Genomic DNA, 21,061 nt, shown 5'->3' with positions numbered 1-21,061 from the left:
TCAGTCCTGGCGGTAGGCCGGCGCGCGCTTCTCGAGGAAGGCCGAGATGCCCTCGGCCGTGTCCGGTTCCAGCATGTTCGCCACCATCGCCGCCGAGGTCAGCTCGTAGGCCCGGTCCAGAGGCAGCTCCAACTGGTCGTAGAACACGCCCTTGCCGATCCGCACCGCCGCGCCGAGCTTGGCCGCGATGCCCTCCGCCAGCTCGTCCGCCGCCGCGTCGAGCCAGTCCACGGGCACGACCCGGTTCACCAGCCCCAGCTCCTGCGCGCGGGCGGCATCGAGGAACTCGCCGGTCACAAGCATCTCGAAGGCCTGCTTCCGCGGCAGGTTGCGGCTGAGCGCCACCATCGGCGTCGAGCAGAACAGCCCGATATTGACGCCGTTGACGCCGAAACGCGTGCCCTCGGCCGCCACGGCGAGGTCGCAGCTGGCCACCAGCTGGCAGCCCGCTGCCGCAGCCACGCCGTGAACCCGCGCGATCACCGGCTGCGGCATGGTCCGGATCAGCTTCATCACCGCCGAGCAGCGGGCGAAGAGATCGGCGAAATAGGCCGCGCCGCCATCCGGGGACTGCCGCCCGGCCGTCATCTCCTTCAGGTCGTGCCCGGCGCAGAAGGCCTTGCCCGCCGCTCCCAGCACCACCACGCGCGCCGACGGATCGGCGGAAATTTCCTCCAGGCGCGCCTTCAGCTCGGCCAGCATCGCATCCGACAGCGCGTTCAGCCTGCCTGGATCGTCCAGCACCAGATGCGCCACCGCCCCCTCGCGGCGGAGCCGGATCCGTTCTTCGGTCATGGAACCCTCCCGTTCTCCCTCCGCCGGAGCTTCGCCGGCGCGCCCCGCCCCCGCAAGCCCGCCGCCGTCCCTGCGCGCCGCGCGATTCCGCCAATTTTGTGAGGTAACTAATTACCTTTCTCGCAAGTGACTGCGAACACGTAATAAATTTCGGCAATTGCGCTTGCAAAGGCTGCGGGGTTTTGGCACATACCCGCAACGCGAGTCGGGCGCCCTCCGGGGCACTCCCGCGAGACATTCATCGGAACCCACCAAGGTGCCCACCATGAAAACCTACACAGCCAAACCGGCTGACATCGACAAGAAGTGGATCCTGATCGACGCCGAGGGCGTGGTTCTGGGCCGTCTTGCCTCGATCGTCGCCATGCGCCTGCGCGGCAAGCACAAGGCAACCTTCACTCCGCATATGGACATGGGTGACAACGTCATCATCATCAATGCGGACAAGGTCAAGCTGACCGGCAAGAAGCGCACGGAAAAGACCTACTACCGCCACACCGGCCACCCGGGCGGCATCAAGTCGACCACCGCGGACAAGGTCCTCGACGGCCGCTATCCGGGCCGCGTCGTGGAAGCTGCCGTGAAGCGCATGCTTCCGGGCAACCGCCTGTCCCGCCAGCTGATGACCAACCTGCGCATCTACGCCGGCACCGAGCATCCGCACGAGGCCCAGGCGCCGGAAGTGCTGGATGTCAAATCCCTGAACGCCAAGAACGCGCGGAGCTGATCATGGCCGAGGAACTCAAGTCCCTGGAAGACCTGAACCAGGCCGTCGCGGGCACTGTCGCCACGGCTGCCGTCGAAGAAGCCCCGCGCGCTCCGGTGCGTGACGAGCTCGGCCGCTCCTACGCGACCGGCAAGCGGAAAGACGCTGTCGCACGCGTCTGGGTCAAGCCGGGCTCCGGCAAGGTCGTCGTGAACGGCAAGGACCAGACCGTGTATTTCGCACGTCCGGTGCTGCGCCTGATCCTGCGCCAGCCCTTCACCGTGGCCGGCGTGGAAGACCAGTTCGACGTCTATGCAACCGTCACCGGCGGCGGCCTCTCCGGCCAGGCAGGCGCGGTCAAGCACGGCATCTCGAAGGCCCTGCAGCTCTACGATCCGTCGCTGCGCGGCGCGCTGAAGGCGGCAGGCTTCCTGACCCGCGACAGCCGCGTCGTCGAGCGGAAGAAATTCGGCCGCCGCAAGGCACGCCGCTCCTTCCAGTTCTCGAAGCGCTGATCGGCAGCGGGCGCAAGCCCCATGCTTTCGAACGTCCGCAGGAAACTGCGGGCGTTTTTTCCTGCCTGGCGGCCGTCAGCTGTCCAGCTCGGCATCCCAGTAGAGATAGTCGACCCAGCTTTCGTGCAGGAAGTTCGGCGGAAACCGCCGCCCCATGTTGCGCAGTTCCTCCGAGGACGGCCGCCGCGGGGGCTTCTGAAGCGAGAAGCCGACCTGCTTCAGCGTCTTGGAGCCCTTCTTCAGGTTGCACCGCCCGCAGGCCGCGACCACGTTCTCCCAGCTGGTGATCCCGCCGCGCGCCCTCGGCACCACGTGGTCGAAGGTCAGGTCGCCCTTCGCCCCGCAGTACTGGCAGCAGAATTCGTCCCTCAGAAATAAATTGAAGCGCGTGAAGGCCACGCGCTTCTGGGGTTTGACGAACTCTTTGAGGACCACGACCGACGGTATTCGGATTTCGATGGTCGGACTTCTGACCACGTGGTCGTATTCGGCTATGATGTTCACCCTGTCGAGGAAGGCAGCCTTCACGGCTTCCTGCCACGGCCAGAGTGACAACGGATAATAGGAGAGCGGACGGTAATCCGCATTCAGCACCAAAGCCGGATGGTGTTTGAGACTGTTCGGTTCTCGGACGAAAGCCGTCCTGAAATCTGCCTGCATGGGTGAAGCATCCTCGCCCTGTCTGCCCGTCGCGGCACCAGAGCGGGCCGTCCCGCCCTAGCTGTTCTGACTATATATCGCGTTTGCAACGGCACAAGCCCCGCAACATGCGGTATAGTTCATCTGCCTTCTAGTCAGGATATGCGACGATGGCGTGACAGCGAGGAGACTCACCCCTCCGGCGGCGCATCCATCTGCTGGCGCAGGAAGGCCAGCGCGACGCTCAGCCCCTCGGGATCGATGCCGTGGCCGGTGCCCTTCATCGTGTGCGCGAAGACCTGGAACCCCGCCGCGGCCAGCGCGTCCCCGGCCTCGCGCAGCGCCGAATAGGGCACCACCTCGTCGGAATCGCCATGGATCAGGATCACCGGCGGCTTCACCTTGGCCTCGGCTTCCAGTGTCTCGGGGCGCAGCAGGCGGCCGGAGAAGCCGACCACGCCGCCGATCGCCTCGTCCCGGCGCGGCGCCACGTACAGGCTCAGCATCGTGCCTTGAGAGAAACCGAAAAGGTAGAAGTTCTCGGGACTTACTCCGGTCTCCTCGAGAACGTCGTCGATGAAGGCCTGGACGTCCTCGACGGACCGCTCCATGCCGGCGCGCGATGCCGCCTCGCTGGAGCCGTCGATCCAGGGGATCGGGAACCACTGGAATCCCATCGGGCTGCCGGCGCAGGGATCAGGCGCGTCGGGGGCGAGGAACAGCGTGTCGGGCAGGTACTGGGCGAGCGGCTGGGAAAGGCCCAGAAGGTCCGCGCCATTGGCGCCGTAGCCGTGCAGGAAGGCGACCACGCTCTTGGTCTCGCCCGATTGCGGCTCCGCCCGTCCGACGTTCAGCTTGCGCGTCATCTTATGCCCTCGCGTTGCTTTGCCACCCGGTAGTAGGCCCAGAGCAGCCGTGCCGCAACCGCGCGCCACGGGCTCCAGGCTGCGGCCATATCGCGCAAGATCCTTTCGCTGGGCCGGGAATCCAGCTCAAAAAGCAGGCGCACCGCTTCCTGGAGTGCCAGATCTCCGGGCGCGAACACATCTGCCCGCCCCAGGCTGAACATTGCGTAAATCTCCGCCGTCCAGCGGCCGATTCCCGGCACCGCCACCAGCGTGGCGATCACCTCTTCCAGCGGCGCGTCGCGCAGTTCGCCGAAGCGGATCCGCGCCGCGGCTAGTTCGCGGGCATAGCGGATCTTCTGGCGCGACAGGCCGCAGGCACGCAGCTCTTCTTCGGTGGCTCCCAGGATTTTCCGCGGGCCGGTCAGCTTCGCCGTCCGCAGCCGCGCCCAGATCGCGTCGGCCGCCGCAACCGAGACCTGCTGCGAGACGATTGCCGACAGGAGCGGCTCGAACCCGTCCCTGCGGCGGCGCAACGGCAGCGCGCCGGTCAGCTCCAGCGCCGCGGCGAAGCGCGGCTCCTGCCCGGCCAGCCAGGCGGCGCCTTCGGCCACGCAGGCGGGCGTCATGATGATCCGTTCGCTCGGCATGTCCCGGCGTCGCACGCGTCCCGGAGGCGGTCAATCCGGATCCTGCGCCTGCGCTCAGGGCGCGGAGAAGCGCCAAGTCGTGACCTGCTCAACCGCGTGGCCCTCGTCCAGCAGGATCGGCGGGAACTCCGCGTGGTTGCAGGCATCCGGCCAGCCCTGCGGCTCGATTGCCAGCCCGCAATAGGGACCGTTGCGGCGCCCGTCATGGCCCGTTGCGCCGCCATTCTTGAAATTCGCGCCGTCATAGACCTGCACGCCCGGCTCGGTGCTGGACACCGTCATGCACACGCCGGAGCGTCCGGTCAGCGTCAGGATCTCGGTCAGCGGGCGGCGGCGGTCCGCCAGGCAGAGATTCAGGTCGATCTGCGGGTCCTGCCCGGGGTGCAGGATGGTGCCCTGCCGGAAGTCGAAGAAGCTGCCCTCCACCGGAGCGATCTCGCCGGTGACCAGCGAGCCTTCGCCCATCACGCAGCGCCGGTCGGCCGCGACCTCGAGCCGGTGGCCCTCGTAGGTGTCGGTTCCGTCGAGGTTCCAGTAGCCGTGATTGGCGAAATTGACGATGGTCGGCCGGTCCGTGGTGACGGCGACACGCATTTCCAGCACGCCCGGCGCGACCAGCGCATAGCGCGCCGCCACCGCGCGGTTGCCGGGAAAGCCGCCCTCGCCATCCGGCAGGCCCAGCTCCAGCGTGACCGAGCTGTCGTCCATCTCGCTGATCTCCCACAGCTTGTTCTGCGTGCCGGCCGCACCGGAATGGCGTGTGTGCCTGCCGTCCTGGTTGCGCTCGAATTCGAAGGTCTCGCCCGCGATCACGGCGCGCCCTTCGGCGATGCGGTTGATCACCGGCCCGATCAGCGAGCCGCAGGAGCGCATGTCGGCCAGATAGGGATCCAGCGTGTCCGTGCCGATCGCCAGCCCGTGATCGACGCCCTTGAGGCGGACATCCTGCAGGATGGCGCCCTGGGTCAGAACGGCGACGTCCAGCATGCCGTCAGACAGCACGACGCGCTGCACCGCCTGGCCGTCCGGCCGCGTGCCGAAGGGATAGAGGCCGGGGATCATGGATGCCATCATGGTCGTTGCTCCGCGTCTGGGGTCCGTCGTCCCGGTCTGGCCCGGAGCCCGCCGCCTGTGCAAGGCGCGTTGCGCCGCAGGGTCAGCCGAGCAGCTTCCACGCCGCGGCCAGCCCTGCCACCGTCATCGCCGCGTCATCGGCCTCCGTCGCCGGGACGCCCTGCGCGCGGAACGCCGACAGCCACGGTGCCGCCCGTTCCCGGGGAGCGATCACGGCCACCGGCTGGCCCAGCCACCAGGCTCGCGCCGCGGCCAGATCGGCGCCGATCAGCAGCCCTTCCAGCTGGCTGGCGCCCAGGCCCGGCGCCGCCTCGCCCAGCCGCGCCGCTGCGCGGATGCGGGCCAGCCCGGCCATCAACGTCTCGGGACGGCTGCGGGTGCGGTCGAGCGCCTCCAGGAACGCCTCCTCGTCCCACGGTCCGGGCGCGGCCTCCGCCGCCATCGCCCGCCGCAGCGGCCCGGACAGCGCGGACTGGAAGCTGACCGCCTCTCCCGCCGAGACATGGACCCAGTGGGTTTCCTCCCCGGCGATGCAGAGCACCCCGTCCCAGCCCGGATTGAGCGCGAGGAAGCCCGCCGCCCGCGTCTCCGCCCCGGCCATCAGCGCTGGCCCGGCAGCGCGCAGCCCCGGCACCGCCGCCAGCACCAGCCCCTGCCAGTCCGCGACCGGCAGGCTTTCGGGAAGCGGCGCGGCGGGCACCTCGCGCGGCAGCGGCGCGGGCAGCATTCCGGCCAGCGGCCCGCAGGCCACCACCAGGCCGCCTGCCCCGGCCAGTTCCGTCAGCCCGCCCGGCGGCAGCGCCGCGGCGGGTCCTCCGGCGCGGTCCTCCGCCATGTTCCAGGCGCGCGGCTCCGGCCTGCCGGTGTCGAGCGCAATCCACTGCCTCTGCCTCATCTCGGGCCTCCTGATCTTGTCCCTGGCCTCGCGTGCAAACGCAAGTGACTGTTGCGTCACGCAAAAAGGGGATGACGCCGCCCCGCTTTCCGGCTAGGTGCAGGTTGGGGACAGCGCATCGGAGGACCATATGGCGCGCATCGAACTGCAGCAAGTGTCGAAGCGCTTCGGCGCGTTCGAGGCGGTCGGCCCCCTGGACCTGGTGGCCGAGGACGGCGAATTCGTCGTGCTGCTCGGCCCCTCCGGCTGCGGCAAGACCACGACGATGCGGATGATCGCCGGCCTCGACGATGCCAGCGGCGGCAAGGTGCTGTTCGACGGGCGCGACATGGCGGGCATTCCCCCAGCCGACCGCGACATCGCCATGGTGTTCCAGAGCTACGCGCTCTATCCCAACCTGACCGTCTTCGAGAACATCCGCTTCCCGCTGAAGATGCGCAAGATGGACCGCAAGGCGCAGGAGGGCGCGGTGCGCGCGGCGGCCGAGAAGGTCGGGCTGGCCGACCAGCTGTCCAAGCGTCCCTCGGCGCTGTCCGGCGGCCAGAAGCAGCGCGTCGCGCTGGCCCGCGCCATCGTGCGCGAGCCCTGCCTGTTCCTGATGGACGAACCGCTCTCCAATCTCGACGCGCGCCTGCGGCTCTCCACCCGCGCCCATATCCGCCACCTCACCCGCGAGCTCGGCGTGACGACCATCTATGTCACCCATGACCAGGCCGAGGCGATGACGCTCGCCGACCGGATCGTGGTGATGCAGAAGGGCCGGATCGTGCAGACCGGGACGCCGCGCGAGATCTACGAACGGCCGGCCAATGCCTTCGTCGCGGGCTTCATCGGCAGCCCGGCGATGAACCTCATGCGCGGACGCATCCGCGCGGGCGTGTTCCGCGGCGAGGACGTCCAGATCGAGGGGCTGGAGGCGGAGGACGGCGAGGTGATCCTCGGCTTCCGCGCCGAGGAGGCGCAGGTCCTGTCCGAGCACATGGGCTTCACCGGCTGCGAGATCGGCGCGCCGCTCTACGCGCTGGAGCAGCTCGGCGACGCGGTGATGGTGCTGGTGCCCGCAGGCGGCGCGATGGTCTCGGTGAAGGCCGAACGCAGCTTCGAGGCGCTGCCGGGCGACCGCATCCGCATCGTCGTCCCGCCCGATGCCTGCCACGTCTTCGACGCGCAGACCGGCCGCCGGCGCGACCGCACGGCACCGAGCCAGAGCTGGGGCTTCTGACCGGAGCTGCCTCGGAAACTGCGCCCCGACGCCGGTTCGCCTCCCGCGCCGGAGTTTCCACGGCCGAGGCTTTTCCGGAGGAACCGGGCGGCCCCGGTATCGCCGCGGGCAAACGGAAGGCCATCCATGGCCGGACAGGCCGCGCGCATCGCTGCCGGACCTGACCGCCGGACCTTCGGGACCGCCGACTGGCACTGCAACGCAACCGATGCCCGGCCTGCGCGCCTGCCCCAGGCTCGGGACTCGCGGCCAGAACGTCACCGCTGCCGCGGGATCGCCAGCGGAGACGAAGCCCACTGGGCACATATCCTAACGTGTCGCAACTCGCCGCCAGTCCTTCGGCCTCCCGAACGTGATCTCGATGCAGTTCCGGCGTCCGCAGCCTCTCCTGCCGTCCTTGACGGGCATGCCTCAGGACATCCCGGGCGGGATGCAGGGCTTGATCCCCTTGCCTTTCAGGACACCGCCGAACCAATCCGCGTCACGGCCCCGGCCAGCAAGCAGGTTCCCAAGCAGCGCGTCCGCACCAGTATGGCCGCTGACCTGGCCGACCGTCATGAAGAACTTGAGTGGGTGGCCAATGGCATCCGCGACGGCATGCTGCTTGGGGGTCCTGCCGCCCTTGGTTCGCCTTGCCGGGCGTCCACGCACCTTTTGACCGCAGGCTCGACGCCGTGCGATGTGCATTCAGAGACGTCGCGTCCGAGGACAGCCCGTCGAAGCTCCCGGCAAACACGTACCGCTCTCCGGCGCTTCCACCCGTTGCGCAGCATTTTTGGCGGACCAAACTCGCTGGACTCATCGCACTATCGCAGACCATTGCGATTGACGAAAATGCTGCCGCTCAACGCGCGCCGGTCATCGACCCTCGGCTTGCCATGGCTCCGGGGAAAGAACGGCTGGAGCCGCGGCATCTGCCAGCCAGAAGACGTTGCCCAGAGATCCGTCTGCTCCTGGAGGCTGAATCACCCCTTGAGCGGATCATCAATCGGTCCCGAGGCCAGGGCAACGTGCGGGAGAGATCCGAACGGCTGCCCCGCGCCCCGGCCTGCGCAACACCCTGGCGGCGGCTTCAAGCGGGGGCCTGGACAAGGCGCAGGCCTCTGCCCGACATGCGGTCACGGCGCGCCCGCCGGGCCCGGACGTCCGCATGGCGCCCCGGAGCGGCCCCGGGCAGAGGCCCTTCGACGCCGGACCGGCAGGGCGCGCGCCGGTCTGCTATGCTGGTTCCGGCGGCACGGGCCGCCGCAAGGGAGGACAGCAGATGATCATGCGCATTTTCCAAGTCGTCACCCGTCCGGGCAAGGAAGAGGAATTCGCCCGCTTCTTCCACGGGACCGCCATTCCCCTGATGAAGGGCACCGAGGGGATCGTCAGCGTCCTGCCCGGCGCGGCGCGGCCCGAGACGCCGCGCGAATTCAGCTTCGTCATGGTCTGGGAAAGCCTCGGGGCGCTGAAGGCCTTCGTCGGCGAGGACTGGGCCAGCCCGCATGTCGATCCGGCCGAGGCGGAGCTGGTCGAGTCGCGCAGCATCCGCCACTACGACCTCGCCACCTGACGCAAGGAGGCCCCCCGGGGGATGCTCCGGGGGGCCGTGTCCGGCACGGCGGCCGGGCCAGGCTGCCGCCAGGCGGCAGCCGGAGGACCTCAGGCGGCCTGCATGTCGGCGGGCGGCTCGGCTGCGCCGGTCATGAAGCCGACGGCATCCGACATCGTGTAGTCGCCGGGCCGGATCACGCAGAGGCGGCTGCCCAGCCGGTGGACATGGATGCGGTCGGCCACCTCGAAGACATGCGGCATGTTGTGCGAGATCAGGATGATCGGGATCCCGCGCGAGCGCACGTCCTGGATCAGGTCGAGCACCCGGCGGCTTTCCTTGACGCCGAGCGCGGCGGTGGGCTCGTCGAGGATGATCACCTTCGATCCGAAGGCGGCGGCGCGCGCCACCGCGACGCCCTGGCGCTGGCCGCCCGAGAGGGTCTCCACCGCCTGGTTGATGTTCTGGATCGTCATCAGCCCCAGCTCGGAAAGCTTCTCGCGGGCGAACTGCTCCATCGCCGGGCGGTCCAGCATCTTGAGGTACTTGCCGCGCCAGTCCTTGCGGCGCAGCTCGCGTCCCATGAACATGTTGTCGGCGATGCTGAGCGCGGGCGACATGGCGAGCGTCTGGTAGACGGTCTCGATCCCGGCCGCGCGGGCGGCGATCGGCGACGGGAAGGACACCTTGCGGCCCTCCAGCCAGATCTCGCCGCCATCGGGCTGGACCGCGCCGGAGATCGCCTTGATCAGCGTCGACTTGCCTGCCCCGTTGTCGCCGATCACGGCGAGGATTTCCCCGGGCATCAGGTCGAAGTCGCAATGGTCGAGCGCGGTCACCTTGCCGTAGCGCTTCACGAGGTTGCGGGCCTTGAGAATGGGTTCCATCAGGCAGACACCTTTCTGATCCACTGGTCGACGGTGACGGCGACGATGATGAGCGCGCCGATGAGCAGGTAGGTCCATTGCGGGTTGGCGCCGGCCATGCGCAGCCCCAGTTCGAACACGCCGACGATCAGCGCGCCGAAGAAGGCGCCGAGGATCGAGCCGCGCCCGCCGAAGAGCGAGATGCCGCCGATCACCACGGCGGTGATCGCCTGGATGTTGCCGATCACGCCGGTCGTGGCCGAGGGCGAGACCGAGCCGAAGCGGCCGATCATCACCCAGCCCGCCAGGCCGCAGATCAGCCCGACCAGCATGTAGACCGACATCAGCGTGCGGTGGACGTTCACGCCCGCCAGCGCCGCGGCATCGGGATCGTCGCCGACGGCATAGACATGGCGGCCCCAGGCGGTGGAGCGCAACGCATAGGCCAGACCCAGCACCAGCGCCAGCATCAGCAGCACGCCCAGCGTGAAGGTCGCCCCGCCGATCTCGAACTTGGTGCCGAGGAACTGCAGGAAGGCGGCATCGGACTCGATGTCCTGGGCGCGGATGGTCTCGTTGGCGGAATAGAGGTAGTTCGCGGCCAGCACGATCTGCCACATGCCGAGCGTCACGATGAAGGGCGGCAGCTTGACCTTGGAGACCAGCCAGCCGTTCACCGCGCCGATGCCGGTGCCGAAGGCCAGCCCCGCGATCACCGCGAAGAAGGGCGGGATGCCGTAACGGAAGGTGAACTGCCCCATGATCACCGATGTCAGCACCGCGATGGCGCCGACCGACAGGTCGATCCCGGCAGTGAGGATGATCAGCGACTGCGCCGCGGCGAGCACGCCGACGATCTGCACCTGCTGCAGGATCAGCGTCAGCGCGAAGGGCGAGAAGAACTTCGAGCCGAGGATCGTGCCGAAGAGCGCGAGCGCCACGATCAGGACGATCAGCGGAACCAGGGCGGGCGTGGAATGCAGCAGGTCATGGCAGTGTCCGACGAAGCCCTTTCGATGGGGCTGGAACGAGGCGACGTCGCGCGAGGCGCCCTTGGCCGCGGCCTCGAAATTCTCCGGACTGGCAGTGTGCGAGGACATTTTGTTCCCTTCCATGATGTGGAGAGGTCCCGAAGCCGCCGGGACCGGAACGGTAAGGTGCGGGGCGCCGCACGGGGTGCCCCGCGCGGGGCTCAGCCCCAGCACATATCCTTGCCGTCGGCGACGGAGATGGACTCGACGCCGTCGACCGGCTGGTCGGTGACCAGCGACACGCCGGTATCGAAGAAGTCCTTGCCTTCGGTCGCGGCGGGCTTGGTGCCGTCCTTGGCGTACTGGGCGATCGCCTCGATCCCCTTCGACGCCATCAGCAGCGGATACTGCTGCGAGGTCGCGCCGATCACGCCGTCGGCCACGTTGGCCACGCCCGGGCAGCCGCCGTCGACCGACACGATCAGCACGTCGTTCTCGCGGCCCATAGATTTCAGCGCCTCGTAGGCACCCGCGGCGGCCGGCTCGTTGATCGTGTAGACCACGTTCACGTAAGGGTCGGAGGCCAGCAGGTTTTCCATCGCCTTGCGGCCGCCCTCCTCGTTGCCCTGGGTCACGTCGTGGCCGACGATGCGCGGGTCGGTCTCGTCGCCCCATTTGTTCGGGTCGCCCAGCTCGATGCCGAAGCCCTTGAGGAAGCCCTGGTCGCGCAGCACGCCCACCGTGGGCTGCGACACGTCGAGATCGAGCATGGCGATCTTGGCGTCCTTTGCCGCGTCGCCCAGCTTCGCCGCCGCCCATTGGCCGATCAGCTCGCCCGCCAGGAAATTGTCGGTGGCAAAGGTCATGTCGGCCGCGTCGATCGGATCGAGCGGCGTGTCGAGCGCGATCACCAGGATGCCTGCGTCGCGGGCCTGCTGGACCGAAGGCACGATGGCCGAGGTGCTGGACGCGGTGATCAGGATGCCCTTGGCGCCGTTGGCGATGCAGGTCTCGATCGCGTTCACCTGGGCCTCGTTGTCGCCGTCGACCTTGCCGGCATAGCTGTTCAGCTCGATGCCCAGCTCGGCCGCCTTGGCCGCGGCGCCCTCGCGCATCTTCACGAAGAAGGGGTTGGTGTCCGTCTTGGTGATGAGGCAGGCGCTGACATCGTCGCCGGCGGCGAAGGCGCCGGTCGACAGGCAGGCAAGCGCAATGGCGCTGGTGGCCAGAATCGTCTTCATGGATGTCCTCCCTTTGGCAATCCGCAGCGGTCCTCCCCGCCACGAGTCGCGTGTTCTCCTCTCCGGAGATGTGCTCAGTTAGGGATGTTGATGGTGCCCTGTCAATAAATAAATCCAGTTGATTTATTAATCGGCAGGAGCAAGAGTGATGATCGGGAGGACGCAGATGGACGGAAACGAGATCAGGGACCTGGGGGCCGGGGCCAACCAGACGGGCGTGCGCGCCCACAACGAGCGCCTGATTCTCAGCCTGATCCAGCGCCACGGGGCGATGGCGGGCTCCGACATCGCCAAGCGCACCGAGCTTTCGGCGCAGACCGTCTCCAACATCCTGCGCAAGCTGGAGACAGAGGGCTTCCTCCTGCGCGGCGAGCCGCAGCGCGGCCGCGTGGGCAAGCCTTCGGTGCCGATGGCGCTCGATCCCGACGGGGCGCTTTCCTTCGGGCTGAAGATCGGCCGCCGCTCCTCGGATCTCGTGGTGATGGACATCGCAGGCGAGGTGCTGGGCCAGAGCCAGCTGACCTACCGCTACCCGATGCCGGACCAGATCTTCGGCTATCTCGAAACCGGCATGGCGGCGCTCTCCGAGGCCCTGACCCCGCATCAGCGCGACCGGCTCTGCGGCATCGGCATCGCCGCGCCGCTGGAAATCTGGAGCTGGCTGGAGCCCTTGGGCGCGCCCGAGGACATGGCCGTCTGGCAGGGGCTGGTCTTCGAGGAGGAGGTCGCGCGCTTCTCCTCCCTGCCCCTCTTCACCGTCAACGACGCAACCGCCGCCTGCCGCGCCGAGCATGTCCATGGCCGCGGGCGGCAGTTCCGCGATTACGCCTATTTCTATATCGGCTCCTTCATCGGCGGCGGCATCGTGATGAACTCGACCGTGATCGAGGGGGCGCAGCGCAATGCCGGGGCGCTCGGCTCGCTGCGCGTCTCCGACCCGCAGGGCAATGTCCGCAGCCTGCTGGACATGGCCTCGCTCTACCTGCTGGAGGCCGCCATCGAGGAATCCGGCGGCGACACCGCCGCGCTCTGGCGCCAGCCGCAGGACTGGACCGGATTCGCCGGCGAGCTGGCCGACTGGATCGACCTCGCCGCCCCCGCCATCGCGCGGGGCGCCCGGGCCGCCTGCGCGGTGATCGATTTCGAGGCCGTGCTGATCGACGGCGCCTTTCCCACGGCAGTCCGGACCGTGCTGGCCGAACGCGTCGCGGCGGAACTGGCGCAGCTCGACATGCGCGGTCTGGTGCCTCCGCGGGTGGTGGAGGCCACGGTCGGCTTCAACGCCCGCGTCATGGGGGCCGCCGCCGCGCCGATCCATGCGCAATTCTTCCTGAACTGACGCCCCTTGCGCGGGGCTGCAGCCTGCGGCACCACGGGCGCCATGACCGCCCATTCCTTCCACCTGGCCGGCGCCGCGCTGGAGGCGCGCCCCGCGGGCACGCTGCACTGGCCCGCCGAGCGGCTGCTTTGCGTCTCCGACCTGCATCTTGGCAAGGCCGAGCGGATGGCCCGGCGCGGCGGCGCGATGCTGCCGCCCTACGAGACGCTCGACACGCTGCACCGGCTCGCCGCCGAAATCGATGCGGTCTCCCCCGAGACGGTCGTCGCGCTCGGCGACAGCTTCGACGATCTCGCGGCGGCGGATCACCTCGGCGAAGAGGCGCGCGGCCTGCTGATGCGGATGGCCGCCGGGCGGCGCTGGATCTGGATCGAGGGCAACCACGATGCCGGGCCCGTCGACCTGCCGGGCAGCCATCTGGCGGAGCTGGCCCGCGGTCCCCTGGCCTTCCGCCACATCGCCGCCCTTGGCGCCGCTCCCGGCGAGATCTCGGGCCATTACCATCCCAAGGCGCGGCTCGGCGGGCGGCGGCATGCCTGTTTCCTGATCGACGGCACCCGCGCGATCCTGCCCGCCTTCGGCACCTATACCGGCGGGCTCGACTGCACCGATCCGGCCCTTGCCCCGCTGCTGGGACCGGAGGCCTGCGCCGTCTTGACCGGCAGGCGCGCGCTGCCGGTGCCGCTCGGCGCGCAGCGGCAAGATGCCCGCTCCCCCCGTCCCCGTGCCCGCCGCAGCATGGCGCCATGAGCACGCCCGACAACTCCGCCCGAATCGCCGAGAATTTCGCCCGCCAGGGGCTGATGCAGACGCTGGGCGTGTCCATCGAGGAGGTCTCCCCGGGCCGCTGCGTCCTGTCCATGCCGATCACCCCGGCGGTCTCGCAGCAGCAGGGCTTCGCCCATGCAGGCGCCGGATTCTCGCTGGCCGACTCCGCCGCGGGCTATGCCGCGCTGAGCCTGATGCCCGATGGCGCCGACGTGGTTTCGGTCGAGGTGAAGATGAACATGCTGCGCCCGATGGTAGGCACCCGGCTGATCGCCACCGGCACCGTGCTGCGTGCGGGCCGGCAGATCACCGTCGTGCGCGCCGATATCGAGGCCGAAGACGCGGCGGGCAACCGCAAGCTGGTCGGCGCGGTCCAGGGCACGATGATGGCCGTCCAGGCCGGATTTCGCGATGTCGTGAATTCGTGATATCCTTTCCGCAGCGCGCGGAGAGGAACGAAGATGCCGTCATCCGTCCTTAAGCCAGTCTCGGTCGCCTGCAGCATCCTTCTCGTCATCATCGGCCTGCTGGCGCTCGAATGGATTGCCACCGGCCCCCTGCGCGGCAGCCCGCCGCCCGCCGCGGAACTGGGCGTGCAGCAGGACGAAATCGCCCTCGAGGCCTCGTCGCGCGCCGCATACAACGCCTGGGCCTATTCCCATACGCGCAGGGTCTTCGAATGGCAGCTGCGCAGCGCCATCTACCTGTTCTGGGTCTCCATGCTGATCACGGTGAGCGGCGTGTCCTTCGCCTTCTGGCAATTCGCGCAGGCCGCGCAGTTCGAGCGCATCGTGAAGGACGCGGACGAAGTGACGTTCAAGGCGGGAATGGCCAGCCTCGCCTTCCGCACCCGGTCGGTGGCGAGCTTCGTGATGCTGGTCTCGGTCATCTACCTGCTCATCTATGTGATATTCATCTTCAAGATCCACGGCGGCGGCGTACCGACGGCCGCCACCGCAGCCAGCGACGCTTCGGCCGTGGCCGCCTCCGCGGAGGGCAGCGGATATGGCGCGGATCCGGCAGAGAAACCCGTGGACGACATTTCGCTGGAAATCAGGGAGACGCCGCAGCCGGGAGGCGGCAACGACATCGACATCGAGGAGACAGGAGAATGAACACGCTCCATCCGGCTCTCATGCAGGCCGTCGTCGTCGCGGCAAGCTGCCTAGTGCCGCAAGGCGCCGCCGCAGGCTCAGCTCAGCGGCCGCAGATTCTGGCGGACATGCCCGGAGCGGTCCTGCTTCCGGTCCAGTTCGACGATGTCGGCGGCACGGGCAGGCCCGGACAGAGCCGCGAAACCTATGGCGGCACGGCCGGCATGAGCCGCTCCGGCGACTCAACCGATCCGGGCGATCCCGGCGATCCGGGCGACCCCAGTCCACCGGACGACGATTTCGGCGGCCCCGACACCAATCCGACGCATTTCGATCTTCCCGACAGGCCGGGGTCCGGCGGCGGCGGCGGCCGGTCCGTCTCCGGCCTCCAGACGCCGACCCTGGCTGTCGGGCCTGCCGCCTACAACCGCGCCGGGCTGCCCGTGCCCTGGACGATCTGCAACCGCAACAAGGCCAACCCGCTGACGGTGGTGATCGCCTGGCAGGACAATTCGGCGTGGAAAAGTTCGGGCTTCGTGAGGATCGCGCCGGATGACTGCCAGTGGTTCTTCGGCACGCGCCGCGTCGCTGCCTGGCTGCATGCGAAAACGGCGCGCGGGGAAATCGCGGGCGATGCCCGGTTCTGCCTCAACCCGAAAAGCGGGACGGTCTCGCCCGGCAGCCGCTGCGCAGCTGGCCGGAAACCTGCCGAATTCCGCAAGATCACGCCTGCCAGCGTGTTCCGCCAGCAGATCGGAATCCGCTGACGTCAGACCGTCAGCACCTCGGGCACCGGAAGGCCATTGGCCTGGCAGGTCGCCGTCACGGTATTGGCCAGAAGGCAGGCGATGGTCATCGGCCCGACCCCGCCCGGCACCGGGGTGATCGCGCCCGCAACTTCAACGGCCTCGCCGAAGTCGACGTCGCCGACGAGGCGCGTCTTGCCCTCGCCCTTTTCCGGCGCGTCTATGCGGTTGATGCCGACATCGATCACCGTCGCGCCCGGCTTGATCCAGTCGCCCTTGACCATCTCGGCACGGCCCACGGCGGCAACGACGATATCGGCGCCGCGCACGACGTCCGGCAGGTCCTTCGTGCGCGAATGCGCCACCGTCACCGTCGCCGAGGCATTGGTCAGCAGAGTCGCCATCGGCTTGCCGACGATGGTCGAGCGGCCGATCACCACCGCGTTCAGCCCCGACAGGTCGCCCAGCCGGTCCTTCAGCAGCATCATGCAGCCCAGCGGCGTGCAGGGCACCAGCGCGGGCATGCCCGCAACGAGGCGGCCGACATTCTGCGGATGGAAGCCGTCGACATCCTTGGCCGCGGAAATCGTCTCGATCACCTCCTGCTGGTCCAGCCCTTTCGGAAGCGGGAACTGCACGAGGATGCCGTTGACGGAGCGGTCGGCATTCAGCGTGCGCACCAGCGAGATCAGCTCCTTCTGGCTGACATCGGCAGGCAGGCGGTGGGCGTAGGAGTTCATGCCGACCTCGACGGTCATCTTCTCCTTCGAGCGGACATAGACCTGGCTGGCCGGGTCCTCGCCCACGAGCACCACTGCCAGGCCGGGGGTCAGGCCGTGCTCGGCCTTCAGCCGGGCCACCTCTTCCGCCACCTGCGCCCGCAGCCCTGCCGCGAATGCCTTGCCGTCGATCAGTTCCGCCGTCATTTCGGAGCTCTCCGTTGCCGTCTCACGCCTTGCCGCCGGAGCGTGGCCGCGTCTCGGGAAGCTCCGCCGCATCCGCGGCCGGCCGCCCGGCATTGCCCTCGCCCAGCTCCGCCTGCTCCCGCGCGATAGACCATTCGATCAGGCTGCGCCAGAGCGATGCCGCCAGATCCGGGTCGACGCCTTTCGCCACGGCCGAGGCGCGCACATTGGCAATCACCTGCACGACGCGCGACTCGATCCGCGCGGGCAGCCCCTCGGCGGGCTTCAGCTGGATTGCCCGGTCGATGCAGTCCTGCCGCAGCCGCAGCATTTCGATCAGATGCCGGTCCAGCGCGTCGATCGTCATGCGCAGCTCGGACATGGATTGGCACTCGGATGGCGCTTTCATCGCGTCTCCCCAAAACACACACGCGCGCAAAATGACGGCCATGGCACGGGAATTCAAGGCTTCAGCGTGCCGCGCCCCGCGCCGCCGCCAGATGCGGCCAGGCCGGCTGGGCCGGGATGTGCAGCCGCAGGACATCGCCTGGGAAGAGCTCGCCCTCGCGTTCCACCCAGGCGGTCACCCCGCGCTTCTGCCGCGCCGCGGCGCGGAAGGACCTGGCCAGCGTCTCCCGTCCGGTCCCGGCGCGGATCACGCGGTCCGGCAGATGGCAGGGCTGGTTCTGCATGTCGACGACCAGCGTCGCGCCGTCCGGCCCCTGCAGACGGCTCGACGGCGGCAGCAGCGACAGATCCGGCAGCCCCGCAAGGCAAAGCGTGGCGCCGATCCAGGCCGGGTCCAGCCGGTCAATCTCCAGCGCCGCGGCGATCCCGGCCAGTTCCTCCTCCGAAACGATCGAGATCTGGCGGACATTGCGGATCGGCGTGCCCTTCGGATGCTGCTTCGTCACGCGGCTGCACGAGGGGCGGACAGTGCCGCCATGCGCCTCGCCCTCCGGACCGCCGAAGCCGAGCCGCAGCGACGGCACGGGCTCCGACGCCAGTGCCCGCTTGCGGTCGGCGACGCGGCCGATCCAGACGATCCGCCCGGCGAAATCCGTCGGTTCCAGCGCGGGCAAGCCTCAGGCCTCCGGCACGCGCAGAACGAAGAAGCTGCGGCGGAACGGAAACAGGACCGAGCCGTCCGGCCGCCGCGGATAATGCGCCTCCAGCTCGGCATCGTAGCCGGACAGGAAGGACTCTGTCTCCGGGCCGGCCAGCCGGTCAAGCACGCGCCGCCCCGCGGTCGACTCGGTGAAGCGGCGCACCGGATGCGCGCGGCCATCCGGCGGCAGGAGCTGGGCATAGGTCGTCTCCCAGAGCGACAGTTCGCCGAGCCCCGAGAGGATGCGGTCGTATTCCGCCAGCTCCTCGACATCGTCGCGCCAGGCGCTCCAGTCGAAGAGATGCGGGTAGAGCGCGCCGGAGATCTCGCGCAGCAGCCGGTGCGACGGCGCCTCCTGCTGGCGCGGCGACTGAACTGCCAGGACGCCTCCCGGCGCCAGCATGCCCGCGAGCCGCGGCAGCAATTCGGCATGGCCGGGCACCCAGTTGAGCGCGGCATTGGAGAAGATCAGCGCGACCGGCGCCTCGGCGGTCCATTCCGAGATATCGGCCTGTTCGAGGCGCTGATAGGCGCCGGTGGCCTCGGCCTCCTCCAGCATTGCCGGCGAACGGTCGACGCCGTGCAGCAGGCGGCCGGGGAAGCGCTGCGCCAGCGCCGGGCCGACCGCGCCCGAGCCGCAGCCGAGATCGACCGCGGCTCCCGCAGGCAGCGGCGGCACCTGTGCCAGCAGGTCCAGCGCCGGTCGCAGGCGCAGGCCGCGGAAGCGGTGATAGGCTTCCGGATCCCAGTCGCATTGCGGCGTGGCGGACATGTCGTTCTCCCTCTCGGCCTCCGCCCGAGCCTAAGTGCTCCGGCCCGGCGCGCCAAGGTGCTTGATCGGCAAGGCAGTTGGCGGCGCGCCGACCGGAGGAGGAGGAGAGTGATGCTGACCCGCATACCGCCTTCGATGATCATGCCGGCGTGGCGGTCGGCGCCGGGATCGTGACGGGCGACCGGCATGGCAGCGGCAGCTTCTCCCGGCAGACAGATGCCATTTCAGCGACGTCCGGCGCACGTCCGGGAGAAATCACTGCGGATTGGCCCAGGAAATAGGCGGTGCACGTTCGGCCCCGGCGGATCCTGCGGTCGGGTGCGCCATCGCCGCCCAAGCCAGTGCGGTGCGGGAATTGGAGCAGGCTTCCGCGCAGCATTGTTGCAGAAGTCAGCGTCGGGACGTGATGCCCCTTCCCCAGCTGAGGTCGGGCCAAGCGCTCGATCTCGGCCGTACCGAGGGCATTGAAGCGGTTCATGAATGAGCGGCAAGCGCCATCGGTCCGAGCGCAGCCGCGAATGACACGGATGTGGATTTCGGCGGCCTGCCGGCCGGGGTCCCTCGAAGCGATCCGTTCGCCGGAGGACTCGAGGTTCCCCATCCTGGCCTCGATCCTGCTCCGGACGTGGCAGCCGGACCACCGCTTGCAGATCGTCCGGCCGGGCCGCCGGGCGGCCCGCGGGATGGCGTTGCGCGCCAGCGCAGCAGGGCAGTCCTCCTTCCCCAGGCGGCCGTTTTTCCGGATGGGATCGAGGGCATGACGGCCGTCGGCAGCGGTGCTCGGAGTTGCCCATCGCGGCGCCATCGGTCCGAGCCCGATGGGCGACGGCGCATCCGCCGGCAACTCCGAAGGAATGCCCGGGCGCCGTGCCTCCGCGCGCCAGGATCGCCACATGGCACCGGCGGGTGCCGAAGGCGTCGCCAGCGGTGCTCGGAGTTTCCCATCGCGGCGCCATCGGTTCGAGCCCGATGGGCGACGGCGCATCCGCCGGCAACTCGCCGGCGACAGGGCCGGTTTCCCCGTCTTCCGGGATCCGGGCGGGCAATTCGGGACGGACAGGGCTGCCGCCCCCGCGGCTGGAGGCGAACTCCACCGCCCGGATGTCGCTGGTGCCTGTGTCCATCGCCAGATGGAGCTGGCGGCACTGGCGGCGGCGGTGGGTGCCGTGCTTCCCGGCCAGCCACTCACTGACCGGGCTTTCGCGGCGCCGCTGGGGCCACGGCCCCGTCTCGCTCGGACGTCGGCCAAGCGCGGAAAAGTCCGGGACCGGCCAGTCCGGGCACGCCATCTCGAGGATGCTGGCGGCCATCCCGGCCGTTTGCCTGGGCGGCAGGCCGAACAGGACCTTCACCATGAGACGGAATTGGATGGCAGCGTCGGAGAACACGGGTGGACGCCCGGGCTTGCCTGCCTTCGGCGCGAGCCAGGTCATGTCCTTGTCCAGCCAGACGAGCAGGGACCCACGCCGCCTAAGCGCGTTCGCCATTGTGCTCGAACCAATGGCGCATCAATGGCTCACTGCAGGATTTCCGGTTGACCGTACGGTAGCGGGCAGGTTCCGGCTTGCTCATGGCAGGCTCTTGACCCACCGGAGTCACGCCGTGACTCCAGGAAACCGCGGAATTCTGCAACAACGCCCCGTGAAACACTGCGCGAAGGAGGGACACCCGACCAGCGCGCCGGAGGTCTGGCTGCCGAAGGAGAGCGCCGCGAAGGAGCGCTTCATGAGCCGCCGCGAAGTCGTCTACCTCCTGCGCAGCGCACGCAGCCTCTGCATTGACGGTCGGCACCTGCAGTGGTTCATCATCCTCGGGATCTACACGGGCGGCCGGAAGGCCGCGATGCTGGCCACCCGCATCAGCTCGGAGCCAGTGCTGAACTCGGGACGTCTAGACCCGGACGGCGGTCTGTTCATCCGCCGTGCTGCCGGACAGAAGGCGACGAAGAAGGAGCGCAACCCATGCCGAATGCCGCGCCAGCTGCTCGGACATGTCCGGCGCAAGGCACGCCTCGGCCATCGCTGCTTCATCCAGGGCAACCGCGGCTGCCAGATCGGCGACATCAAGAAGGGCTGGGCCGGGACGATCGAGGCGGCCCAGCGGATCGCCAGACAGGACGGCGTCGAGCGCGACCTGAGCGACGTGACCCCGCACACGCTGAAGCACACAGCCTGCACCTGGTCGATGCAGCGCGGCGCCGACATCCACCAGGCCGCGGCGTACTTCTCGGCCAGCGTCGAGACCTTCACGCGGACCTGCGCCCACCACCACCCCGATTTCTAGGCTCTGGACACATTGAGTTTCACAGCCAGTAGATAACGACTGCCGCGAGGGCGATAGCTGAGAAGAACACCTTCGGGCATCTGTCGTATC

The 21,061-nt window shown here is 68.9% G+C and carries 23 protein-coding genes and 3 pseudogenes; 10 read left to right on the top strand and 16 right to left on the bottom strand.

The features are described 5' to 3' along the window. Positions 1-795, bottom strand: coding sequence for an enoyl-CoA hydratase (locus HCC78_RS10105; RefSeq protein WP_172328647.1), 795 nt, complete (start codon positions 793-795; stop codon positions 1-3). Between the two features lie 265 nt (positions 796-1,060). On the opposite strand from HCC78_RS10105, the gene rplM reads away from it, so the two are divergent. Both rplM and rpsI read left to right on the top strand, forming a co-directional pair. Then, positions 1,061-1,522, top strand: a complete 462-nt coding sequence (rplM, locus tag HCC78_RS10100) for a 50S ribosomal protein L13 (RefSeq protein WP_172328729.1) — start codon at positions 1,061-1,063, stop codon at positions 1,520-1,522. A 2-nt stretch (positions 1,523-1,524) separates the two neighbouring features. Further along, positions 1,525-2,016 (top strand): 30S ribosomal protein S9, encoded by a 492-nt coding sequence (gene rpsI / locus HCC78_RS10095; RefSeq protein WP_172328646.1) that lies wholly within the window; start codon positions 1,525-1,527, stop codon positions 2,014-2,016. A 75-nt stretch (positions 2,017-2,091) separates the two neighbouring features. Here rpsI and HCC78_RS10090 read toward each other — a convergent pair whose 3' ends face one another. The 5 genes from HCC78_RS10090 to HCC78_RS10070 form a co-directional block, all read right to left on the bottom strand. Further along, on the bottom strand, positions 2,092-2,676 hold the full coding sequence (locus tag HCC78_RS10090) for an HNH endonuclease (protein WP_172328645.1): 585 nt from the start codon (positions 2,674-2,676) through the stop codon (positions 2,092-2,094). Between the two features lie 170 nt (positions 2,677-2,846). Then, positions 2,847-3,521, bottom strand: coding sequence for an alpha/beta hydrolase (locus HCC78_RS10085; protein ID WP_172328644.1), 675 nt, complete (start codon positions 3,519-3,521; stop codon positions 2,847-2,849). Beyond that, a complete protein-coding gene (locus HCC78_RS10080; RefSeq protein WP_172328643.1) occupies positions 3,518-4,150 on the bottom strand; it encodes a DNA-3-methyladenine glycosylase in 633 nt (210 codons plus the stop codon). The genes HCC78_RS10085 and HCC78_RS10080 overlap by 4 nt, the downstream gene beginning before the upstream one ends. Before the next feature lie 54 nt (positions 4,151-4,204). After that, positions 4,205-5,224 carry an aldose epimerase family protein gene (locus tag HCC78_RS10075; protein WP_253949121.1) on the bottom strand — a complete coding sequence of 340 codons (1,020 nt, stop codon included), beginning with the start codon at positions 5,222-5,224 and terminating at the stop codon, positions 4,205-4,207. A gap of 82 nt (positions 5,225-5,306) precedes the next feature. Beyond that, complete coding sequence (locus tag HCC78_RS10070; RefSeq protein ID WP_172328642.1) at positions 5,307-6,119, bottom strand: 2-dehydro-3-deoxygalactonokinase; 813 nt, start codon at positions 6,117-6,119, stop codon at positions 5,307-5,309. Positions 6,120-6,249: 130 nt separating this feature from the next. On the opposite strand from HCC78_RS10070, the gene HCC78_RS10065 reads away from it, so the two are divergent. Next, positions 6,250-7,341: an ABC transporter ATP-binding protein gene (locus HCC78_RS10065; protein WP_172328641.1), complete on the top strand. Its 1,092-nt coding sequence runs from the start codon at positions 6,250-6,252 to the stop codon at positions 7,339-7,341. A 249-nt stretch (positions 7,342-7,590) separates the two neighbouring features. Here the strand turns inward: HCC78_RS10065 and HCC78_RS33640 are convergent. Beyond that, a pseudogene (locus HCC78_RS33640) lies at positions 7,591-8,255 on the bottom strand (IS5/IS1182 family transposase); the annotation flags it as partial. A 350-nt stretch (positions 8,256-8,605) separates the two neighbouring features. On the opposite strand from HCC78_RS33640, the gene HCC78_RS10055 reads away from it, so the two are divergent. Beyond that, positions 8,606-8,899 carry an antibiotic biosynthesis monooxygenase gene (locus HCC78_RS10055; protein WP_172328640.1) on the top strand — a complete coding sequence of 98 codons (294 nt, stop codon included), beginning with the start codon at positions 8,606-8,608 and terminating at the stop codon, positions 8,897-8,899. A gap of 89 nt (positions 8,900-8,988) precedes the next feature. Here the strand turns inward: HCC78_RS10055 and HCC78_RS10050 are convergent, their stop codons facing one another. The 3 genes from HCC78_RS10050 to HCC78_RS10040 form a co-directional block, all read right to left on the bottom strand. Beyond that, the gene (locus HCC78_RS10050; RefSeq protein WP_172328639.1) at positions 8,989-9,765 is read right to left on the bottom strand and encodes an ATP-binding cassette domain-containing protein; all 777 of its coding nucleotides are present in this window, start codon (positions 9,763-9,765) and stop codon (positions 8,989-8,991) included. Beyond that, a complete protein-coding gene (locus HCC78_RS10045; protein ID WP_172328638.1) occupies positions 9,765-10,844 on the bottom strand; it encodes an ABC transporter permease in 1,080 nt (359 codons plus the stop codon). The genes HCC78_RS10050 and HCC78_RS10045 overlap by 1 nt, the downstream gene beginning before the upstream one ends. Before the next feature lie 92 nt (positions 10,845-10,936). After that, positions 10,937-11,956, bottom strand: a complete 1,020-nt coding sequence (locus HCC78_RS10040) for a sugar ABC transporter substrate-binding protein (protein WP_172328637.1) — start codon at positions 11,954-11,956, stop codon at positions 10,937-10,939. 166 nt (positions 11,957-12,122) lie between these two features. Between HCC78_RS10040 and HCC78_RS10035 the strand changes: the two genes are divergently transcribed. Genes HCC78_RS10035 through HCC78_RS10015 form a run of 5 tightly spaced genes read left to right on the top strand, consistent with a single transcriptional unit; the run spans position 12,123 to position 15,924 of the window. Then, positions 12,123-13,295 (top strand): ROK family transcriptional regulator, encoded by a 1,173-nt coding sequence (locus tag HCC78_RS10035; RefSeq protein ID WP_172328727.1) that lies wholly within the window; start codon positions 12,123-12,125, stop codon positions 13,293-13,295. Between the two features lie 42 nt (positions 13,296-13,337). Then, complete coding sequence (gene pdeM / locus HCC78_RS10030; RefSeq protein ID WP_172328636.1) at positions 13,338-14,045, top strand: ligase-associated DNA damage response endonuclease PdeM; 708 nt, start codon at positions 13,338-13,340, stop codon at positions 14,043-14,045. Next, positions 14,042-14,491 (top strand): PaaI family thioesterase, encoded by a 450-nt coding sequence (locus HCC78_RS10025; RefSeq protein ID WP_172328635.1) that lies wholly within the window; start codon positions 14,042-14,044, stop codon positions 14,489-14,491. The genes pdeM and HCC78_RS10025 overlap by 4 nt, the downstream gene beginning before the upstream one ends. A 33-nt stretch (positions 14,492-14,524) precedes the next feature. Then, positions 14,525-15,178 (top strand): hypothetical protein, encoded by a 654-nt coding sequence (locus tag HCC78_RS10020; RefSeq protein ID WP_172328634.1) that lies wholly within the window; start codon positions 14,525-14,527, stop codon positions 15,176-15,178. Further along, positions 15,175-15,924, top strand: a complete 750-nt coding sequence (locus tag HCC78_RS10015; RefSeq protein WP_172328633.1) for a DUF1036 domain-containing protein — start codon at positions 15,175-15,177, stop codon at positions 15,922-15,924. The genes HCC78_RS10020 and HCC78_RS10015 overlap by 4 nt, the downstream gene beginning before the upstream one ends. A 2-nt stretch (positions 15,925-15,926) precedes the next feature. Here HCC78_RS10015 and folD read toward each other — a convergent pair whose 3' ends face one another. From folD to HCC78_RS09990, 6 genes and pseudogenes are all read right to left on the bottom strand, one after another. Further along, positions 15,927-16,829, bottom strand: coding sequence for a bifunctional methylenetetrahydrofolate dehydrogenase/methenyltetrahydrofolate cyclohydrolase FolD (gene folD / locus HCC78_RS10010; RefSeq protein ID WP_172328632.1), 903 nt, complete (start codon positions 16,827-16,829; stop codon positions 15,927-15,929). A gap of 22 nt (positions 16,830-16,851) precedes the next feature. Next, positions 16,852-17,217 carry a chorismate mutase gene (locus HCC78_RS10005; RefSeq protein ID WP_172328631.1) on the bottom strand — a complete coding sequence of 122 codons (366 nt, stop codon included), beginning with the start codon at positions 17,215-17,217 and terminating at the stop codon, positions 16,852-16,854. A 61-nt stretch (positions 17,218-17,278) separates the two neighbouring features. Continuing rightward, a complete protein-coding gene (locus tag HCC78_RS10000; RefSeq protein ID WP_172328630.1) occupies positions 17,279-17,890 on the bottom strand; it encodes an MOSC domain-containing protein in 612 nt (203 codons plus the stop codon). A gap of 3 nt (positions 17,891-17,893) precedes the next feature. Beyond that, the gene (locus tag HCC78_RS09995; RefSeq protein ID WP_172328629.1) at positions 17,894-18,688 is read right to left on the bottom strand and encodes a methyltransferase domain-containing protein; all 795 of its coding nucleotides are present in this window, start codon (positions 18,686-18,688) and stop codon (positions 17,894-17,896) included. Positions 18,689-19,118: 430 nt separating this feature from the next. Next, positions 19,119-19,445, bottom strand: a pseudogene (locus tag HCC78_RS33635) (hypothetical protein); the annotation flags it as partial. 106 nt (positions 19,446-19,551) lie between these two features. Next, positions 19,552-20,260: pseudogene (locus HCC78_RS09990) on the bottom strand (transposase); the annotation flags it as partial. A 153-nt stretch (positions 20,261-20,413) separates the two neighbouring features. Here HCC78_RS09990 and HCC78_RS09985 point away from each other — a divergent pair. Beyond that, a complete protein-coding gene (locus HCC78_RS09985; RefSeq protein WP_172328628.1) occupies positions 20,414-20,971 on the top strand; it encodes a hypothetical protein in 558 nt (185 codons plus the stop codon). Positions 20,972-21,061 lie beyond the last annotated feature (90 nt).

Origin of the sequence: Mangrovicoccus sp. HB161399 (genome assembly GCF_013184745.1) — a bacterium.
Classification (GTDB): Bacteria; Pseudomonadota; Alphaproteobacteria; order Rhodobacterales; family Rhodobacteraceae; genus Mangrovicoccus.
Note: the sequence above shows the minus strand (reverse complement) of the source record. Positions and strands in the feature narration are given on the sequence as shown.

What these genes read in the sequence shown, in the direction of transcription:
- pdeM (WP_172328636.1), top strand. Translation starts at nt 13,338, where the DNA reads ATGACCGCCCATTCCTTCCACCTGGCCGGCGCCGCGCTGGAGGCGCGC.
- HCC78_RS10020 (WP_172328634.1), top strand. Translation starts at nt 14,525, where the DNA reads ATGCCGTCATCCGTCCTTAAGCCAGTCTCGGTCGCCTGCAGCATCCTT.
- HCC78_RS10090 (WP_172328645.1), bottom strand. Translation starts at nt 2,676, where the DNA reads ATGCAGGCAGATTTCAGGACGGCTTTCGTCCGAGAACCGAACAGTCTC.
- rpsI (WP_172328646.1), top strand. Translation starts at nt 1,525, where the DNA reads ATGGCCGAGGAACTCAAGTCCCTGGAAGACCTGAACCAGGCCGTCGCG.
- HCC78_RS10015 (WP_172328633.1), top strand. Translation starts at nt 15,175, where the DNA reads ATGAACACGCTCCATCCGGCTCTCATGCAGGCCGTCGTCGTCGCGGCA.
- folD (WP_172328632.1), bottom strand. Translation starts at nt 16,829, where the DNA reads ATGACGGCGGAACTGATCGACGGCAAGGCATTCGCGGCAGGGCTGCGG.
- HCC78_RS10035 (WP_172328727.1), top strand. Translation starts at nt 12,123, where the DNA reads ATGGACGGAAACGAGATCAGGGACCTGGGGGCCGGGGCCAACCAGACG.
- HCC78_RS10085 (WP_172328644.1), bottom strand. Translation starts at nt 3,521, where the DNA reads ATGACGCGCAAGCTGAACGTCGGACGGGCGGAGCCGCAATCGGGCGAG.
- HCC78_RS10025 (WP_172328635.1), top strand. Translation starts at nt 14,042, where the DNA reads ATGAGCACGCCCGACAACTCCGCCCGAATCGCCGAGAATTTCGCCCGC.
- HCC78_RS10065 (WP_172328641.1), top strand. Translation starts at nt 6,250, where the DNA reads ATGGCGCGCATCGAACTGCAGCAAGTGTCGAAGCGCTTCGGCGCGTTC.
- HCC78_RS10070 (WP_172328642.1), bottom strand. Translation starts at nt 6,119, where the DNA reads ATGAGGCAGAGGCAGTGGATTGCGCTCGACACCGGCAGGCCGGAGCCG.
- HCC78_RS10080 (WP_172328643.1), bottom strand. Translation starts at nt 4,150, where the DNA reads ATGCCGAGCGAACGGATCATCATGACGCCCGCCTGCGTGGCCGAAGGC.
- HCC78_RS10040 (WP_172328637.1), bottom strand. Translation starts at nt 11,956, where the DNA reads ATGAAGACGATTCTGGCCACCAGCGCCATTGCGCTTGCCTGCCTGTCG.
- HCC78_RS09985 (WP_172328628.1), top strand. Translation starts at nt 20,414, where the DNA reads ATGAGCCGCCGCGAAGTCGTCTACCTCCTGCGCAGCGCACGCAGCCTC.
- rplM (WP_172328729.1), top strand. Translation starts at nt 1,061, where the DNA reads ATGAAAACCTACACAGCCAAACCGGCTGACATCGACAAGAAGTGGATC.
- HCC78_RS10105 (WP_172328647.1), bottom strand. Translation starts at nt 795, where the DNA reads ATGACCGAAGAACGGATCCGGCTCCGCCGCGAGGGGGCGGTGGCGCAT.
- HCC78_RS10005 (WP_172328631.1), bottom strand. Translation starts at nt 17,217, where the DNA reads ATGAAAGCGCCATCCGAGTGCCAATCCATGTCCGAGCTGCGCATGACG.
- HCC78_RS10050 (WP_172328639.1), bottom strand. Translation starts at nt 9,765, where the DNA reads ATGGAACCCATTCTCAAGGCCCGCAACCTCGTGAAGCGCTACGGCAAG.
- HCC78_RS10075 (WP_253949121.1), bottom strand. Translation starts at nt 5,224, where the DNA reads ATGATGGCATCCATGATCCCCGGCCTCTATCCCTTCGGCACGCGGCCG.
- HCC78_RS10045 (WP_172328638.1), bottom strand. Translation starts at nt 10,844, where the DNA reads ATGTCCTCGCACACTGCCAGTCCGGAGAATTTCGAGGCCGCGGCCAAG.
- HCC78_RS09995 (WP_172328629.1), bottom strand. Translation starts at nt 18,688, where the DNA reads ATGTCCGCCACGCCGCAATGCGACTGGGATCCGGAAGCCTATCACCGC.
- HCC78_RS10055 (WP_172328640.1), top strand. Translation starts at nt 8,606, where the DNA reads ATGATCATGCGCATTTTCCAAGTCGTCACCCGTCCGGGCAAGGAAGAG.